We start from the raw sequence: 15,550 nt of genomic DNA on the forward strand, positions 1-15,550 counted from the left end.
TCCGGGGTGGGGAGGCATGCCTGGTTCGTGGGTACTCCTGCCGTCAGTGGGTTCAATCCTTCATCTGCAAGGCCCACTGCCGGGCGTACAGCCCGTCCAGGGCGAGCAGTTGTTCGTGGGTGCCCTGTTCGAGCACCCGGCCCTGATCGATGACCAGGATCCGGTCGGCGTGGCGCAGGGTATTGAGCCGGTGGGCCACGCTAATCACCGTGCGGCCCTGGGCGATGCCTTGCAGGTTGGCCATCACCGCCGCTTCCGACTCGTAGTCCAGGGCGCTGGTGGCCTCGTCCAGGAGCAGGATCCCGGGGTTGCTCAGCAGCGCCCGGGCCAGGGCGATGCGCTGGCGCTGGCCGCCGGAAAGCTGGCCGCCGCGCTCGCCGACCTGGGTCTCGTAGCCCTGGGCCAGGGCTTCGATAAAGGCCGCCGCTCCCGCCAGGCTGGCCGCATGCTGCACTTCGGCATCGCTGGCCTGGGGCCGGCACAGGCGGATGTTCTCGGCCACGCTGCCGGCGAACAGCACGCTTTCCTGCAGCACCACGCTCATGTTGCGGCGCAGGGCCACCGGGTCGGCGATGGCCAGGTCGATGCCGTCCACCAGCACCCGGCCGTGCTGGGGCACATAGAGGCGCTGCAACAGGCGGGTCAGGGTCGATTTGCCGGAGCCGGAAGGCCCGGTGATGCCGACGAATTCCCCCGGCTGGATCTCCAGATCGAGGCTGCGCAGGACCTCCTGGCCGTCCTCCTCATAGCGAAAGCGCACACCCTGGAAACTCACCCCGCCCTGCAACGCCGGCACCGAGGCCAGGCCGCCGCTGCCGCTTTCGCATTCGGTGTCGAGAATGTCGCCCAGGCGCCGCAGGGAAATCAGGGTGTGCTGGAAGTCCTGCCAGACCTGGGCCAGGCGCAGGATCGGCTCCACCACATGGCCGGCCAGCATGTTGAAGGCCACCAGTTGGCCGGGGCTCAACTGGCCGTCCAGCACCAGCATCACCCCCCACCACAGCAACAGCGCCGCGGTGAGTTTCTGGATCACGCCGATGCCCTGCCCGGCCCAGATGCCAACGATGCGGGTGTGGAACGCCGCGCGCACATAGGCCGCCAGCTGGCGTTGCCACTGCTGCTGGAAGCCGCCTTCGATGGCCCCGGTCTTGATGGTCTCGATGCCGGTCACGGCCTCGGTGAGAAAGGCCGTGTTGGCCGCGTTCAACTCGTATTCGCGCAAGGCCCGGCTGCGCAGCAAGGGCCCCACGCACAGCCAGAACAGGAAGTACAAGGCCAGGGAGCCGACCACCACCCAGGTCAGCAGCGGCGCGTAGGCATACATCACGGCGATGAACAGCCCGCAGAAGGCCAGGTCCAGCACCAGGGTCAGGGCCGAGCCGGTGAGGAACTGGCGGATCTGCTGCATCTCGCCGACCCGGGCGATGATCTCGCCGGTCTGCCGCCCCTGGAAATAGCCCAGCGGCAGCTGGATCAGGTGCTGGTACAGGCGCGCGGACAACTCGGCGTTGATCCTGCTCGCCACGTTGCTGAACAGCCAGGAACGCAGCAGGCCGAACAAGGGCTCGAACAGCGCCAGGGCCAGCATGGCGATGCCCAGCACCTGCAGGCTGGACAGGCCGCGACTGACCAGGACCCGGTCGATAATGTTCTCGAACAGCAGCGGCGTGACCAGCGCCACCAGTTGCAGCATCAGCGACACCAGCAGCACGCTGCGAAACTGCCGTGCATGCTTGAGGATCGACGGCAGGAACCAGCCGATGCCGAAACCGCGCGCCCTGGGTTCTACATGCCGCTCGGCCAGCAGCAGCACCTGGCCCTGCCAGAGCGCTGCCAGTTCCTCACGTGACAAGCTCTGGCACTGCCCCTGCAACGGCCAGAACAGCCGCACCTGGTCGCCGTCCACCGCGTCCAGCACCGCCCAGCCCTGGGAGGTTTCCAGCAGGGCCGGCAACGGCAGGTGCTGCAAACGCTGCACCTGACTTTGCAGCGCCCGCGCCCGCAGGCCGATCCAGCCGGCGCAGCGGCGCAAGTCGAGGCTGTCGGCCAGGCCCTCGACCCGCCCCAGGCGGTGGTTCAGTTGCGCCACGCTGATGCTCAGGTCAAACCGTCGGGCGGCCCAGGCCAGTGCATGCAGGCCGGTATCGAGGATAGTCGGCGACTGTTCGGCCGCGGGATTGAAGGCTGTGGTCATGCTCAACGCTCCCGCAACGCTTCGGACTGATACTCGCGAATCGGGCTCAGCAGATAATTGATCACCCGCCGCTCGCCCGTGCGGATCTCGCCGGTCACGCTCATCCCGGCCTGCAAGGGCATCCACTCCTGCCCCGCGGCGATCGCGGCGCGCTCCAGGCGGATCCGGGTCGGAAATACCAGGCCCAGCTGTTCGTCCTTGATGGCGTCGCCGGAGACATGCTCGACCGTGCCGCGCAAGGTGCCGTAGCGGGTGTAGGGAAAGGCGTCGACCTTGATCTCCACCGGCTGCCCGGCCCTGACGAAACCGACGTCCTTGTTCAGCACCATGACCTCGGCATCCAGCTCGGCGCCCTCGGGCACGATCACCAGCAGTTGCTGCGCCGGCTGCACCGCGCCGCCCAGGGTATGCACCGCCAGTTGCTGGACCACCCCGTCCACCGGCGCCAGCAGGGTTTGCAGGCGCTGCCGGTCGCGACCGCGGATCAGTTGCTGTTCGAGCACGGCGACATCCTGGTGGCTGCGGTTGAGCAGGTCGTGCTGTTCGCGCTGGGTCCTGGCCAGGAAGCTGTCGCGCTGCTCCCGGCGGTTCTGCGCCTGGGCCTTGAGTACCTGCAACTCGGCATGTTGCTGGGCCAGGGAACGCTCGACCTCCAGTTGCTCCTTTTCCTGTTCGAGCAATTCGACCCGGGGCATCAACTGTTCGGCCGCCATCGCCCGCCGTGCATCGAGGCGCCGGCGGACGTTGCTGGCCAGCTTGCCCAGGGCGGCGATCTCGCTGTTGCGGGCCCGCTGGCTGGCCTGGTTGATGGCGATCTCGGCATTGAGGCTGTCGAGGTTGGCGCGGATCTCCTTCCAGGCGCTCGCCAACTGTTCCCGCGCCGCCGCGAGTTGCTCCGCGTCCAGGCCGTCCGGCGCCTGGTAGCTGCCCAGCGGGTCCGGGGTCAGCAGTGCGCGGGCCCGGGCCAGCTCCAGGCGCTTGAACGCCAGTTGCGCGCGCAACTCGCTCAATTCGGCGTCGATGCCGATCGGGTTCAGCGCCACCAGCACGTCGCCGGCCTTGACCCGCTGCCCGTCCCGCACATGGATGGCCCGCACTTCGCCGGCCTCATGGGCCTGGATCACCTTGGTGTAGCTGGAGACCATCAGGCGCCCGGCGGCGCTGGCATGGATGTCGAGGAACCCGAGGATCGCCCAGCCCAGGGCCAGCAGGATCGACAGGATCAACAGCAGTGCCGTGCCGCGGGCCCAGGGCGCGGGCGGGCGCTCGACGATCTCCAGGTAACCGGGCTGGAACTCGTATTCGTCGCGGCTACGCCCCCGCAGCGCCGGCACCTCGCGCATCTGCTGCCAGGCGCGTCGCAAATGGGTCAATGCGCCGCGCATTATTGGGCCTCCTTGCGCAGCGCCTGTTGCAGCGCCCACAAGCGCGCATAACAACCACCGTTGGCCAGCAGTTCATGGTGACTGCCCGACTCGCTGATACGCCCCTGCTCCAGGGCGATGATGCGCTGGCAATGGCGGACCGCGGACAGCCGGTGGGCGATGATGATCACCGTGCGGCCCTCGGCGATGCGCGCCATGTTGTCCTGGATCAGCGCCTGGGATTCGTCGTCCAGGGCGCTGGTGGCTTCGTCGAAAATCAGGATCCGCGGATCGCCCATCAGCGCGCGGGCAATGGCGATGCGTTGCCGCTGGCCTCCGGACAGGGAACTGCCGGCTTCGGCCAGCACCGTGTCGTAGCCCAGCGGCAGGCGCAGGATGAAATCGTGGGCGCCGGCCAGGCGCGCCGCGGCGATCACGCTTTCCAGGGACGCCGTGGGATGACGCAGGGCGATGTTGTGCCGCACGCTGCGGTTGAACAGGTAGTTTTCCTGCAGCACCACGCCGATCTGGCTGCGCAACCAGGCCGGTTGCAGCTGCTGCAGCGGCATGCCGTCAATGAGGATGCGCCCGGCATCGGGGGTATAGAGTTTTTGCAGCAGGCGGGTCAGCGTGCTCTTGCCCGACCCGGACGGCCCGACGATGCCCAGAGTCTGGCCGGCGGCGATGTGCAGGTCCAGGCCGCGCAGCACCAGCTCCAGTTCCGGGCGGTAGCGGAACATCACTTGCTCGATGCGCACCTCGCCGCGCAGGGCCTGCGCCGGGCGTTGGTCGCCCTCGGCCTGCTCCACCGGCAGGTTGAGCATGTCGCCCAGCTTGTCCACCGACACCCGCACCCGGACGAACTGTTGCCAGACCTCGATCAGCTTGGCCAGGGGCTGGCTGACGTGGGACAGCATCATATTGAAGGCGATCAGTTGGCCAATAGTCATCTGCAGGTCGATGACCTTGCTCGCGCCCCAGCAGATCACCGCCACCGCCGTGACTTTCTGCAACAGCGTGACCATCTGGCTGATCGCGCTGCCGAGGGTCTGGCTGGCAAAACCGGCCTCGACCATCTCCGCCGTCTGCGCCTCCCAGCGCCGCTGCATGCGCGGCTCCACCGCCAGGCTCTTGATGGTTTCGCTGCTGCTCACGGTCTCATTGAGAAAGGCCGTGTTGCGCGCGGTGCTGTAGAACTGCCGCTCGATGCGCTTCTCCAGCGGGCCGCTGCTGGCCCAGGCCAGCAGCACATACAGCGGCAGGGTCAGCAGCACCAGCAGCGTCAGCGGCCAGGAGATCCAGGCCATGACCGCGAAAAACACCAGGGTGAAGGCCACATCCACGCACAGGGTCAGCAAGGAGCCGGTGAGGAACTCGCGGATGCTGTCCAGCTCCTGGACCCGGGTGATGATCGCGCCTACCTGGCGCTGCTTGAAGTACAGCAACGGCAGGCCGAGCAGATGGCGGAACAGCTTGACCCCCAGGCCGATATCGATGCGATTGGCGGTGTGCGCCGAAAGGTATTCGCGCAGGCCCTTGAGCAGTACCTCGAACAGGCCGACCACCACCAGGGTCATCACCAGCACGTCGAGGGTCGACAGCGCCCGGTGCACCATGACCTTGTCCATCACCGCCTGGAAGAACAACGGGGTCGCCAGGGCCAGCACTTGCAGCAGCAGCGAGCACAGCAGCACTTCGCCGAGTATCCGCCGGTGGCGCAGCAGCTCCGGAACGAACCAGGACAGATCGAAGCGCAGGCCGCCCTGGCGCAGGCGAATCACCTCGCCGCTCCACTCTTCGGCCAACTGCACGCGGTCGAGCACATCCGGGGTATGGGCCGCAGGTCGCTGGATCAGCGCCTGCGCGTCGGACAGCCGGGCCAGCAGGATGAACGCGCCGCTGCGGTCGCGCCAGACCAGGGGCAGCATCTTCGGGGTCAGCCGGGCCAGCGCCAGACGCTCCAGGCGCAGGTCGGCACCGGCGCCCCGGGCGTAGTCCTTGAGCGCCCGGCGCAGGTCGCGTTCGGTTCCCGGGTCGGCGGCCTGTGGCGCGCGCTCCTGGGTCAGTTGCAGCAGCAGTTGGCAACAGGCCAGGGCCGAGTGGACGGCCGCCGTGGCGGAAAGCTCCGCCATGGCCGGGCATTCGACCAGGGCTGGCTGCGGGGGTATTGCGGGATTGACTGACATAGACCGCTCGTTTCAAGACCCGCGCTGCAAGAACGAAGGTGCATGGAGATACGAAACCAGTCTGCGGCAGCCACCCGGCAATGATAATCAGCCACGGGGTTGAAAGCTTTTAAGTAAAACTTAATCAGCCGGAGCCTGGCCTTGGCTCGGGTCATGTTCCAGGCCAAAAAAAGCCGGACTCGCGTCCGGCTTTCTGTCAGCTCATGGCTCAGGCGGCATCCTGCCGGTGCAGCAGCACCCGGGTCACTCGCCGCTCTTCCACCGTCACCACCTGCAGCGTCCAGCCCTGCCATTGCAGTCGGTCGCCAATCACCGGCAAGCGGTCCAGCAGGCTCATCACCAGCCCGGCCAGGGTCTGGTAGTCCTCGGTCGGCTCGGCGTCGAAACCGGTGCGCTGGCGGATCTGCGCCAGGTTCAAGGCGCCGCTGACCATGAAACCGCCCTGCTCTTCGACAATGTCCGGGCCTTCGATTTCGCTGGCGTCGGGCAGCTCGCCGGCGATGGATTCGAGGATGTCGGTCATGCTCAGCACGCCGACGAAATCGCCGAATTCGTTGATCACGAACGCAATGTGGGTGGAGGCCTTGCGCATCTGCTCCAGGGCGTTGAGGATCGAGAAGCTGTCCAGCAGGTTGATCGCCGTGCGCGCCAGGTGTTCCAGGTTCGGCTCGTTGCCGGCCAGGTATTCCTTGAGCAACTCCTTCTTGTGCACGAAGCCCAGCGGCTCTTCCACCGCGCCGTCGCGAATCAGCGGCAGGCGCGAGTAGGACGAATGCATCAGCCTGTTGCGGATGGCTTCGGCATCGTCGGCCAGGTCGATGTAGTCGACGTCGGCACGCACCGTCATCAAGGTGCGGATCGGTCGCTCGGCCAGTTGCAGCACGCCGCTGATCATCACCCGCTCGCGACGGTCGAACAGCTCGGTGCTCGGCGCTTGGCCATTGTCCAGCAGGTCGGCGATCTCTTCGCCCACCTCCTCCACCGCCAACTGGCGACCGCCGAGCAGGCGCATCACCGCGTGGGCCGTGCGCTCGCGCATCGGCCGCAGGCCCTGCATGGATTTCTTGCGGCGAGCACGGGCGATCTGGTTGAACACCTCGATCAGGATCGAGAAACCGATGGCCGCGTACAGGTAGCCTTTCGGAATGTGGAAACCCAGGCCTTCGGCGGTCAGGGCAAAACCGATCATCATCAAGAAGCCCAGGCACAGCATGATCACCGTCGGGTGGGCGTTGACGAAGCGGGTCAGCGGTTTACTGGCGACGATCATCAGGCCGATGGAAATGATCACTGCGATCATCATCACCGCCAGTTCGTCGACCATGCCCACGGCGGTGATCACCGCGTCCAGGGAGAACACCGCATCGAGCACCACGATCTGCGCAACGATCGGCCAGAACAACGCGTAAGCGGCATTGCCGGCGCGCTGGCTGATATGACCTTCCAGGCGCTCATGCAACTCCATGGTGGCCTTGAACAGCAGGAACACACCGCCGAACAGCATGATCAGGTCGCGACCGGAGAAGCTCTTGCCGAACACCTCGAACAGCGGCGCGGTCAGGGTCACCAACCAGGAAATGCTCGCCAGCAGGCCCAGGCGCATGATCAGCGCCAGGGACAGGCCGATGATCCGCGCGCGGTCACGCTGGTGGGGCGGCAACTTGTCCGCGAGGATCGCGATAAACACCAGGTTGTCGATCCCCAGCACCAGCTCCAGCACGATCAGGGTCAACAGGCCAAGCCAGGCCGTGGGGTCCATTATCCATTCCATAAAAACGACTCTATCTCTCCAGTGAATTCAGGCAGCCGGACACGGCAAGGCAAGGCCACAAGGCCTTTGAACGGCGAACGCAGGCCAGCGCCCAACGGTCGCGACGACCGGCGGCGAGCAGCGAAAAACAGCGAGTTCGGGGTAACGTCCGCGCCTTATGACTGGCGAAAGGCACCGTGAGGCGGATCGAGCGGGGAAAGGCTGAGGCGTCCAGGGATAAGGACGACTGGGAGGCTCCGAGAGGGTGTTCATGCAAGTCCTGTGAAGAAAAACGGACTTGAATCCTACAACCCCAAGGGGAATTTCCCATGGGGAAATCATTTCAAAATCTTATCGGGGTGTCTGGCCACAGCCATCGCAGGCAAGCTCGCCCCAGCAAAAGCCAGCCTGCCCGTGCGACTCAATAGCGTCCGGGCAACAGCCCGAGTTCCACCAATTTGATATCGGTGTCACCCACCACCTGCACATGCTGGACGTTCTTCTCGTCCATGATGCCGGGGCAGGCAACGACAATAGCGCCCTTCGATTGAGTGGGACGCAGCTCGGCGACTTCCGGAAAATCGGCCGCCGACAGAGGGTGCGGGCAATAACCGATCCAGCCGATGGTCTGCCGGTCCTGGAACACCCGCTGCTTGCGAAAGTACTCGTTGGGAGCGGCCACGCCCCAATAGATTTCCGGCCAGAGATCGACCACTGCGTTCATCAACTCGACAATGCCCTGTCGAGGATCCTGCAAGCAACGGACCAGTGTCCCGGCTTCGGAAAACTCGATGCCCGCGGGCAACGAACCACCGCTTCGTGCGTGATAGGTGATCGAAAGCCCGCCCTTGAGCGGGTCGGGTATCCCGTTCCACAACACAAAACTCATGTCGTTGACGTCGAAGTCCGAGTCTTTCCAGGAGGCTATTTCACGCCGCAAGTTGCTCGGATCGAGGAGCACATTGTGCGTCAGGCCGTCATCCTTGCCTTCGGCGCACAAGAACCAGTTCTTGAGAATGGGGTCGATCTCGCCTATCGCCTTGAGAAAGGCCAGGCTCCTGTCGATTTGTTCCTGCTCGGTAACCTGGGCAATCTTCTGCTTATCAAAGCTCAGCTTGAAATTGAAACGCTTGAATGTGTCCATGAGCACTCCGTACGGTCTCAAGTCATCTTGCGTAGGCGCAAGAAACACCGATAGAACGCCGCATCGCGGGCATCATTCAGCTACCTCCGCAATGGGCTTCTGACCTGCTCGATATACCGCGCCACCGCCGGGGCCTTTTCGAAGCGGCGGTGGATCAGCGACAGCCAGGACGCAGCCGTGCTGCCCTGGATCGACCGGTACAACACATTGGGCAGCCCCACGTGCCCGACCACCGATTCCGGCACCACGGCCACCCCCTGCCCCAGGGAGACCAGGGCCAGCACCGCCACCAGGCCGCCGGGCTGCGGCCCCAGTTTCGGCGCGTAACCGCCCTCGGCGGCGACCTGCAAGGTGCCGCTGATCTGTTCCGGAAGCACGAAGGTCTCGTTGTGCAGATGGGCCGGGGCGATCTCCGGCAAGCGCCCCAGCCACGACTCGGCGGGCAGCGCCAAGACAAAACCTTCGCCATCCAGGCGGACCGCCTCCACCCCTTCGGGCAGGGTCATGGGCGAGCGGATGTAACCGATGTCGAACCTTCCCTCGGCCACCAATCCGGGCAATGCCGCCATCGGGCTTTCGCGCACGCTCAGGCTGACGTCCGGGCAGTCCTGGCTGAAGCGCTGCACCTGTTTTTGCAGCAGCCCCGAATACACCGCCGAGGCCACGTATCCCAGCTCGATATGGCCGATTTCGCCACGCCCGGCGCGCTGGGCGTTACGTTGCGCGAACTCGAACTGGCGCACCGTGGCCTCGGCCTCGCGCACCAGGGCCGCGCCGGCCTCGGTCAGGCTGACCTCGCGCTGCTGGCGCACAAACAAGCGGGTGCCCAGGGTCTGTTCCATGTCCTGGATCTGCCGGCTCAGGGTTGGCGGCGCGATGCCCAGCTGTTCGGCGGCGCGGGTGAAATTGCGTTGCCGGGCCACCGCCAGGAAATAGCGGAAATGACGGATTTCCATAAGTGTATTAGCTCAAAGGTAATGAAGTGCTCCAGCGCGCCTAACAGAACGGGCGAAAGCCCGGGATAAGCTGGCCAGACCTTCACAGTAGAGAGCCCACGCCATGCACGTCAAACCACTGTTTCTGGCCATGATCACTTGCTGCAGCGTGCCCACGACTTTCGCCGCCGAGAAAGACGCCGACGTTGCCCAGAAGGCAATCCTCAATTTCGCCACCGCCCAACAACTGCTCAAGGCCGCCCAGGAAACCGCCTCGGCCAAGGGCTGGCCCTGCGCCGTGGCGATCGTCGACGACGGCGGCTGGCCGATCCTCAGCGCGCGCATGGACGGTGCGCCGGTGGTGGCCGGCATCGAACTGGCCCAGGGCAAGGCGCGGACCTCGGCATTGTTCAAGCGCCCTTCCGGCGACCTGGAAAATGCCATCAACGGCGGGCGCCAGGCGGCCATCACCTCGGGCCTGCTGATGATGAAAGGCGCGCAGCCGATCCGCGTCGACGGCCAGGTGATCGGCGCCATCGGCATCAGCGCCGACACCCCGGCCCACGACGATGAAATCGCTCAGGCCGCCCTCGCCGCGCTGGGTCAACGGGTGCAGCCATGAGGCCGGCCAGCCCGCGCCTGACCCTGCTCACCGCTTCCGGGGTGTGCTCGCTGATCGTGCTCGACACCAACATAGTCGCGGTGACCCTGCCGAGCATCGCTCGCGATCTGGGGGCCAACTTCGCCGATATCGAATGGGTGGTCAGCGCCTACATGCTGGCCTTCGCCGCGCTGCTGCTGCCGGCCGGCAGCCTGGCCGACCGCTTCGGACGCAAGCGTACCCTGCTCTGCGGTCTCGGGCTGTTCATCCTCGCCTCCCTCGGCTGTGGCGCCGCGCCCAACGTGCTGTTGCTCGACATCGCCCGGGCGATCAAGGGGGTCGGCGCGGCGCTGCTGCTGACCTCGGCCCTGGCCACCATCGGCCACACCTTCCATGACGAGGTCGAACGGGCCAAGGCCTGGGCGTTCTGGGGAGCCTGCATGGGCGTGGCGATGACCGCCGCGCCCACCGTCGGCGGCCTGATCACCGAGTTCATCGGCTGGCGCTGGATCTTCTACCTCAACCTGCCGGTGGGCGGGCTGCTGGTGCTGATGGTGTTGCGCGCGATACCCGAGTCCCGCGACACCCAGGCCGCCCGCCTCGATCCCTGGGGCAGCCTGGCCTTCAGCGCCAGCCTGCTGTGCCTGATCTGGGGCCTGATCGAAGCCAATCGCATCGGCTGGAGCCACCCGCTGACCTACGCCCGACTATTGGGCGGCGTGGCGTTGCTCGGGCTGTTCGTGCTGATCGAGCGGGTGCAGCGCCGGCCCATGGTCGACCTGCAGCTGTTCCGCCATCCGCGCTTCATCGGTGCCCTGCTGGGAATGTTCGCCTACGCCGGCTGCGCCCAGGTGATGATGACCCTGCTGCCCTTCTACCTGCAGAACGGCCTGGGCTTCTCGGCGATCGCCTCGGGGCTGGGCATGCTGCCGTTCGCCCTGACCATGCTGATCTGCCCGCGCATCGGCGTGCGCCTGGCGACGCGTTATGCCCCGGCGACCCTGATGGCCGCCGGCCTGAGCCTGGTCGGTTGCGGCAACCTGCTCGCCGCCTGGGCCGTGCAGGCTGGCGGCTACCTGAGCTTTGCCCTGGCCATCGCGGTGACCGGTGCCGGCGCCGGCCTGCTCAACGGCGACACGCAGAAAAACATCATGGCCTGCGTGCCCCGCGACCGCGCCGGCATGGCCTCGGGCCTGAGCACCACCATGCGCTTCAGCGCCATCATGCTGGCCATCGGCGTGTTCGGCGCCCTGCTCGGCAGCCATACCCAGCAACGCCTGCACGCCAGCCTGGGCGCAAGCGCCGCGCAATGGCTCGACCAGGCCCAGGCCATCGCCTCCCGGGTGGTGGCCGGCGACATGCCCGCAGCCTTGGCATTGCTGCCCGACTCGGCGAAAGAGCTGGTCGAACCGCTGGCCCGCCAGGCCTTCGTCGACGGTTTCGGCGTGGTGCTCGGGGTGGCCGGCTTGCTGGCGCTGCTGGCGGCGGTAACGGTGGGTACGCTGATGCGCAATCCCATCCCGCAGCCGCGGCCTTTGACCCTGAGCGTGGAGTGAACACTCATGGGGCTCGCCCCCTCTCGCGTTCAAGGTGCGGCAACTCTGTATCAGGCCAGTCATGATCTGCCCGGCACCAATAAAACCTCAGGGTGTTCTATCGCCCATTCTTTTGAGGCCAACTGCCAGGCTATTAGATAAATACTCACAACTTGTAAGCCTACCCGCCCTCTTATGGGGCACCGATAAACTTCCATATGGCAAACAGGCCGCTTTGCCATCCGAACAGCAATAGATAAGGCGAATTATGAAGGTACGGTTAAATTCATATATTTATCCTCCCGAGCATTCCTGTAATATTCGCCCACTTAACGTCTTCACCATTCGTAAATGGCAAAGTGCCTGCAGGATTCAGAGTTACGTTAAAAGCGCTCGGCATCGAAACAGCCATTTCCGGGACCTACCTCGGAAAGTGGCCTGCCAACTATCTCTCGCAAGAAAACAGCCCCATCTCATGGTTTTTTCTGGCAACGAGTGGCGCCCATCGGCAAGGAGCCTCATCACGGGGGCGGCCCTGCATGCATGCTCCGTCGGGGGTACGGCATGACAGGGTTAGGATTCACATGAATTAGAGGTGTGCTGATTTTGAATATTGTTCCCCGGCCTCAGATGAATGCTGACGCGGATGAAATTGATCTGTTTGCATTGTTCCAATCCATCTGGCAGCAAAAGAAGCTGGTAATCGGTTGTACCGTTGCCGTGACACTGGTGGGCTTGGCTTATGCGCTATTGGCTCCCCGTGTATATGAGGTGAGCAGCGTATTACGCCCAGCCGCCCTGAATGAACTCGACGCCCTCAATCGCTCGGAAGTCTACAAACTGCCACCCGCAGATGCCTTGTCCAAGGTCGGCGCAGCACTTGAGTCCTATGAAACACGACTGGACTTCTTCCGCTCGCACCAGGATCTGTTCCAGGCTTTTAAACGCCCTGGGCAAACCCTTGAACAGAGTTTCGAGGACTTCAACCGGGACTCGATCAATCTGATCCTTCCGGATCCGAAGATCACCAACGCCCTGAGCAGCTACATCAAGCTGGAAATGCAATATCCCAAGGATGTCAACGGGGTAGAGATCCTCAACGGTTTCGTCGAATACGCCATCGATGCTGAACGGGAACGCATTGGCGCCGACCTCAAGGTCATCGTCAACAACCGGCTCAATGAACTCAAAGGCAAGATTGCCGCGGCGCGCTCCAACTATGAAACCGACAAGGAATCGAAAATCGCGGCCTTGCTCGAAAGCGATAATATTCGCCGCGCGCAGCTCGAGGACGAACTCAAGGCCTTGCGCGGGCAGTTGAAAGAACAGCGCAAGGACCGTCTGGCCGAACTGGCCGAAGCGATCACCATCGCCAAGTCGATGGGCATCCGTACGCCGACCACGCCATCCTCGATGTCCGACGCCTCCCGCGCCGGCTCGACCCAGGTGATGCGCACCGAGGTCAACACTCAGAGCATCCCGCTGTACTTCATGGGTTATGAAACCCTCGAGGCCGAGCGTGCAGCCCTGCAAAAACGCACCTCTGACGATTTCACCGAGAAGCGTATCGCCGAAATCGGCAAGGAACTGCAGATGCTGCAGGTCAACCGCCAGGTGCAGGAACTGAACAAGCGTTCCAACGAGGACATTTTCCTGAAGGACGTCTTTCCGCTCAGGGCTGAAGTGGCTCGCCTGCGCAACCTGAACATCGATATGGACCGGCTGAAACTGGTCACCATCGATCGCAAGGCCTTGCAGCCAGTAAGCCCGATCAAGCCCAAACGAGTACTGATCGTCATGCTGTCGCTGGTATTGGGCCTGATGCTCGGCGTGGCAATCGCCCTGATCCGCCGGCTCATCCACTCGTACAGTAAGCGCGCATCGCACCACAATGATCTGCTCGCCACCCCGGTATTGTTGGACCAGTCCGGCAACATTCGGGGCAAAGGCAACGATAGGCCGCAGTAAGCGGTTCGATCCGCCAAACCTGGAACACCTTTTGGGCGACCGCGATGGTCGCCCAAATTGTTTCAAGCGTCCCGAAACACAGGCGGCTCAGAACCCCCTACCCTTGATCGACGCCATGACCCGCTCGGCGTTCTCGGCACAATCCATGCCTTCCGGACGATCGCGTATGTTGTCGATGATCTCCAGCAGTTGCGCCTTGCTCTGGGCCAGATGCCGCTGCATATCCTCGATCTGCCCGACCTTGCGCTCCAGGCTTTGCAGCAGGGCCTGATGGTCAAGGTCACTCGACTCGCAGCCCGGCAGCAGTTGCTTGAGTTCGTCCAGGCTGAACCCGGCCTGCTGGGCGCACTGGATGATCTCCAGGGTCTGCAGGATCTGCGGAGGGTAACGGCGATAGCCGTTGGCCTGGCGCTGGACCTGGGGCAGCAGGCCCTGGGCTTCGTAAAAACGGATGCGCGATGCCGCCAGCCCGCTGAGTTGTGCCAATTGGCCAATGTTCATTTCGACCTCGATAACCTGCTTGACATTAAAGTTAACTTTAAGCTTAGCCTCAGGCCTCCACTGATGAGGAGTCAAGCATGTCACCCTTTCAAGCCTTGAATTTGCCCAACGGCCAGACGATCGGCAATCGCATCGCCAAGGCGGCGATGGAGGAGAACCTCGCCGACCGCCGGCAGGCACCCTCCGCGGCTTTGATCCGGCTCTACCAGACCTGGGCCGAGGGTGAGGCCGGGCTGATCCTGACCGGCAACGTGATGATCGACCGCCGCGCGATGACCGGCCCCGGCGGCGTGGCCCTGGAAGACCAGCAGCACCTGGAGCAGTTCCGCCAGTGGGCCCGTGCCGGTCGTGCCAAGGGCGCGCAGTTCTGGATGCAGCTCAATCACCCCGGGCGCCAGACCATGGCCAACCTCGGCCAGCAGGCCCTGGCGCCATCGGCGGTGGCCCTGGACATGGGGCAGTTCTCGAAAATGTTCGCCGAACCCAGGCCCATGAGCGAAGAGGACATCGCCGAGATCATCCAGCGCTTCGCCAACAGTGCCTGGCTGGCCGAACAGGCCGGTTTTTCCGGGGTGCAGATCCATGCCGCCCACGGCTACCTGATCAGCCAGTTCCTCTCGCCCCTGACCAATCGCCGCACCGATCAATGGGGCGGCTCGCTGGAAAACCGCGCGCGTCTGCTGGTAGAGGTGATCAAGGCGGTACGGGAGAGGGTTTCGGCCACGTTCTGTATCTCGGTCAAGCTCAACTCCGCCGACTTCCAGCGCGGCGGCTTCGATGCCGGGGACGCGCACCAGGTCATCGAGATGCTCAACGGCCTGCCGGTGGATCTGCTGGAGCTGTCCGGCGGCAGCTACGAGTCCCCGGCCATGCAGGGCGAAGTGCGCGACGGCCGGACCCTGGCGCGCGAAGCCTACTTCATCGAAATGGCCAGCGAACTGGCGCCCGTGGCGCGGATGCCGGTGATGGTCACCGGCGGCATCCGCCGCCTGCCGGTGGTGCAGCAAGTGCTGGACAGCGGTATCGCGATGGCCGGCATCGCCACCGCCCTGGCCCTCGAGCCAGCCCTGCCCCGGCTCTGGCGCAGCGGCCAGCACAGCCATCCGCAACTGCCGCCACTACGCTGGAAACGCAAGCCCCTGGCCTCCCTGGCGACCATGGCCATCGTCCGCCTGCAGATGCATCGCCTGAGTCGCGGGCGCGCGCCCAAACCTCAAGTACGCCCCTGGCTGGCGCTGCTGCTCGACCAGTTGAACAGCGCCAGGCGCACGCGCCAGTACCGACAGGAAATGGCCAAGTAAATACGATAATCGTGGGCACCGCCGAACCTGTAGGAGCGCAGCTTGCGCACGATGCAAGCGCTGCGCTGGGT

At 64.5% G+C, this 15,550-nt stretch carries 11 protein-coding genes; 4 read left to right on the forward strand and 7 right to left on the reverse strand.

What is annotated here, in order from left to right; all coding sequences use genetic code 11:
- Positions 1–52: 52 nt before the first annotated feature.
- From AC07PQ_RS03265 to AC07PQ_RS03290, 6 genes are all read right to left on the reverse strand, one after another.
- On the reverse strand, positions 53–2,194 hold the full coding sequence (locus AC07PQ_RS03265) for a type I secretion system permease/ATPase (RefSeq protein ID WP_493184449.1): 2,142 nt from the start codon (positions 2,192–2,194) through the stop codon (positions 53–55).
- A 2-nt stretch (positions 2,195–2,196) separates the two neighbouring features.
- The gene (locus AC07PQ_RS03270) at positions 2,197–3,579 is read right to left on the reverse strand and encodes an HlyD family type I secretion periplasmic adaptor subunit (RefSeq protein WP_493184448.1); all 1,383 of its coding nucleotides are present in this window, start codon (positions 3,577–3,579) and stop codon (positions 2,197–2,199) included.
- Positions 3,579–5,690 (reverse strand): type I secretion system permease/ATPase, encoded by a 2,112-nt coding sequence (locus tag AC07PQ_RS03275; protein ID WP_493184856.1) that lies wholly within the window; start codon positions 5,688–5,690, stop codon positions 3,579–3,581. Before AC07PQ_RS03275 ends, AC07PQ_RS03270 begins: the two co-directional genes overlap by 1 nt.
- Positions 5,691–5,952: 262 nt before the next feature.
- Positions 5,953–7,515 carry a TerC family protein gene (locus tag AC07PQ_RS03280; protein WP_493184447.1) on the reverse strand — a complete coding sequence of 521 codons (1,563 nt, stop codon included), beginning with the start codon at positions 7,513–7,515 and terminating at the stop codon, positions 5,953–5,955.
- 400 nt (positions 7,516–7,915) lie between these two features.
- A complete protein-coding gene (locus tag AC07PQ_RS03285) occupies positions 7,916–8,638 on the reverse strand; it encodes a hypothetical protein (RefSeq protein WP_492571017.1) in 723 nt (240 codons plus the stop codon).
- Positions 8,639–8,718: 80 nt separating this feature from the next.
- Positions 8,719–9,594 carry a LysR family transcriptional regulator gene (locus AC07PQ_RS03290; protein WP_493184446.1) on the reverse strand — a complete coding sequence of 292 codons (876 nt, stop codon included), beginning with the start codon at positions 9,592–9,594 and terminating at the stop codon, positions 8,719–8,721.
- A gap of 103 nt (positions 9,595–9,697) precedes the next feature.
- Between AC07PQ_RS03290 and AC07PQ_RS03295 the strand changes: the two genes are divergently transcribed.
- The 3 genes from AC07PQ_RS03295 (at position 9,698) to AC07PQ_RS03305 (ending at position 13,677) form a co-directional block, all read left to right on the forward strand.
- Positions 9,698–10,195, forward strand: a complete 498-nt coding sequence (locus tag AC07PQ_RS03295; protein ID WP_007930475.1) for a GlcG/HbpS family heme-binding protein — start codon at positions 9,698–9,700, stop codon at positions 10,193–10,195.
- A complete protein-coding gene (locus tag AC07PQ_RS03300; protein WP_007930474.1) occupies positions 10,192–11,730 on the forward strand; it encodes an MFS transporter in 1,539 nt (512 codons plus the stop codon). The genes AC07PQ_RS03295 and AC07PQ_RS03300 overlap by 4 nt, the downstream gene beginning before the upstream one ends.
- Before the next feature lie 609 nt (positions 11,731–12,339).
- The gene (locus tag AC07PQ_RS03305) at positions 12,340–13,677 is read left to right on the forward strand and encodes a Wzz/FepE/Etk N-terminal domain-containing protein (protein WP_493184445.1); all 1,338 of its coding nucleotides are present in this window, start codon (positions 12,340–12,342) and stop codon (positions 13,675–13,677) included.
- 87 nt (positions 13,678–13,764) lie between these two features.
- Here AC07PQ_RS03305 and AC07PQ_RS03310 read toward each other — a convergent pair whose 3' ends face one another.
- The gene (locus tag AC07PQ_RS03310; RefSeq protein WP_493184444.1) at positions 13,765–14,178 is read right to left on the reverse strand and encodes a MerR family transcriptional regulator; all 414 of its coding nucleotides are present in this window, start codon (positions 14,176–14,178) and stop codon (positions 13,765–13,767) included.
- Between the two features lie 77 nt (positions 14,179–14,255).
- Here AC07PQ_RS03310 and AC07PQ_RS03315 point away from each other — a divergent pair, with 77 nt between their 5' ends.
- Entirely contained in the window at positions 14,256–15,479 is a 1,224-nt protein-coding gene (locus tag AC07PQ_RS03315) for an NADH:flavin oxidoreductase/NADH oxidase family protein (RefSeq protein WP_493184443.1), read from the forward strand.
- Positions 15,480–15,550: the final 71 nt, after the last annotated feature.

The organism is Pseudomonas sp. GW821-FHT09E12 (genome assembly GCF_059416085.1).

Excerpts from the sequence above, each read along its gene's own strand:
- AC07PQ_RS03265 (WP_493184449.1), bottom strand. The coding sequence starts at position 2,194 with ATGACCACAGCCTTCAATCCCGCGGCCGAACAGTCGCCGACTATCCTC.
- AC07PQ_RS03270 (WP_493184448.1), bottom strand. The coding sequence starts at position 3,579 with ATGCGCGGCGCATTGACCCATTTGCGACGCGCCTGGCAGCAGATGCGC.
- AC07PQ_RS03275 (WP_493184856.1), bottom strand. The coding sequence starts at position 5,690 with ATGGCGGAGCTTTCCGCCACGGCGGCCGTCCACTCGGCCCTGGCCTGT.
- AC07PQ_RS03280 (WP_493184447.1), bottom strand. The coding sequence starts at position 7,515 with ATGGAATGGATAATGGACCCCACGGCCTGGCTTGGCCTGTTGACCCTG.
- AC07PQ_RS03285 (WP_492571017.1), bottom strand. The coding sequence starts at position 8,638 with ATGGACACATTCAAGCGTTTCAATTTCAAGCTGAGCTTTGATAAGCAG.
- AC07PQ_RS03290 (WP_493184446.1), bottom strand. The coding sequence starts at position 9,594 with ATGGAAATCCGTCATTTCCGCTATTTCCTGGCGGTGGCCCGGCAACGC.
- AC07PQ_RS03295 (WP_007930475.1), top strand. The coding sequence starts at position 9,698 with ATGCACGTCAAACCACTGTTTCTGGCCATGATCACTTGCTGCAGCGTG.
- AC07PQ_RS03300 (WP_007930474.1), top strand. The coding sequence starts at position 10,192 with ATGAGGCCGGCCAGCCCGCGCCTGACCCTGCTCACCGCTTCCGGGGTG.
- AC07PQ_RS03305 (WP_493184445.1), top strand. The coding sequence starts at position 12,340 with ATGAATGCTGACGCGGATGAAATTGATCTGTTTGCATTGTTCCAATCC.
- AC07PQ_RS03310 (WP_493184444.1), bottom strand. The coding sequence starts at position 14,178 with ATGAACATTGGCCAATTGGCACAACTCAGCGGGCTGGCGGCATCGCGC.
- AC07PQ_RS03315 (WP_493184443.1), top strand. The coding sequence starts at position 14,256 with ATGTCACCCTTTCAAGCCTTGAATTTGCCCAACGGCCAGACGATCGGC.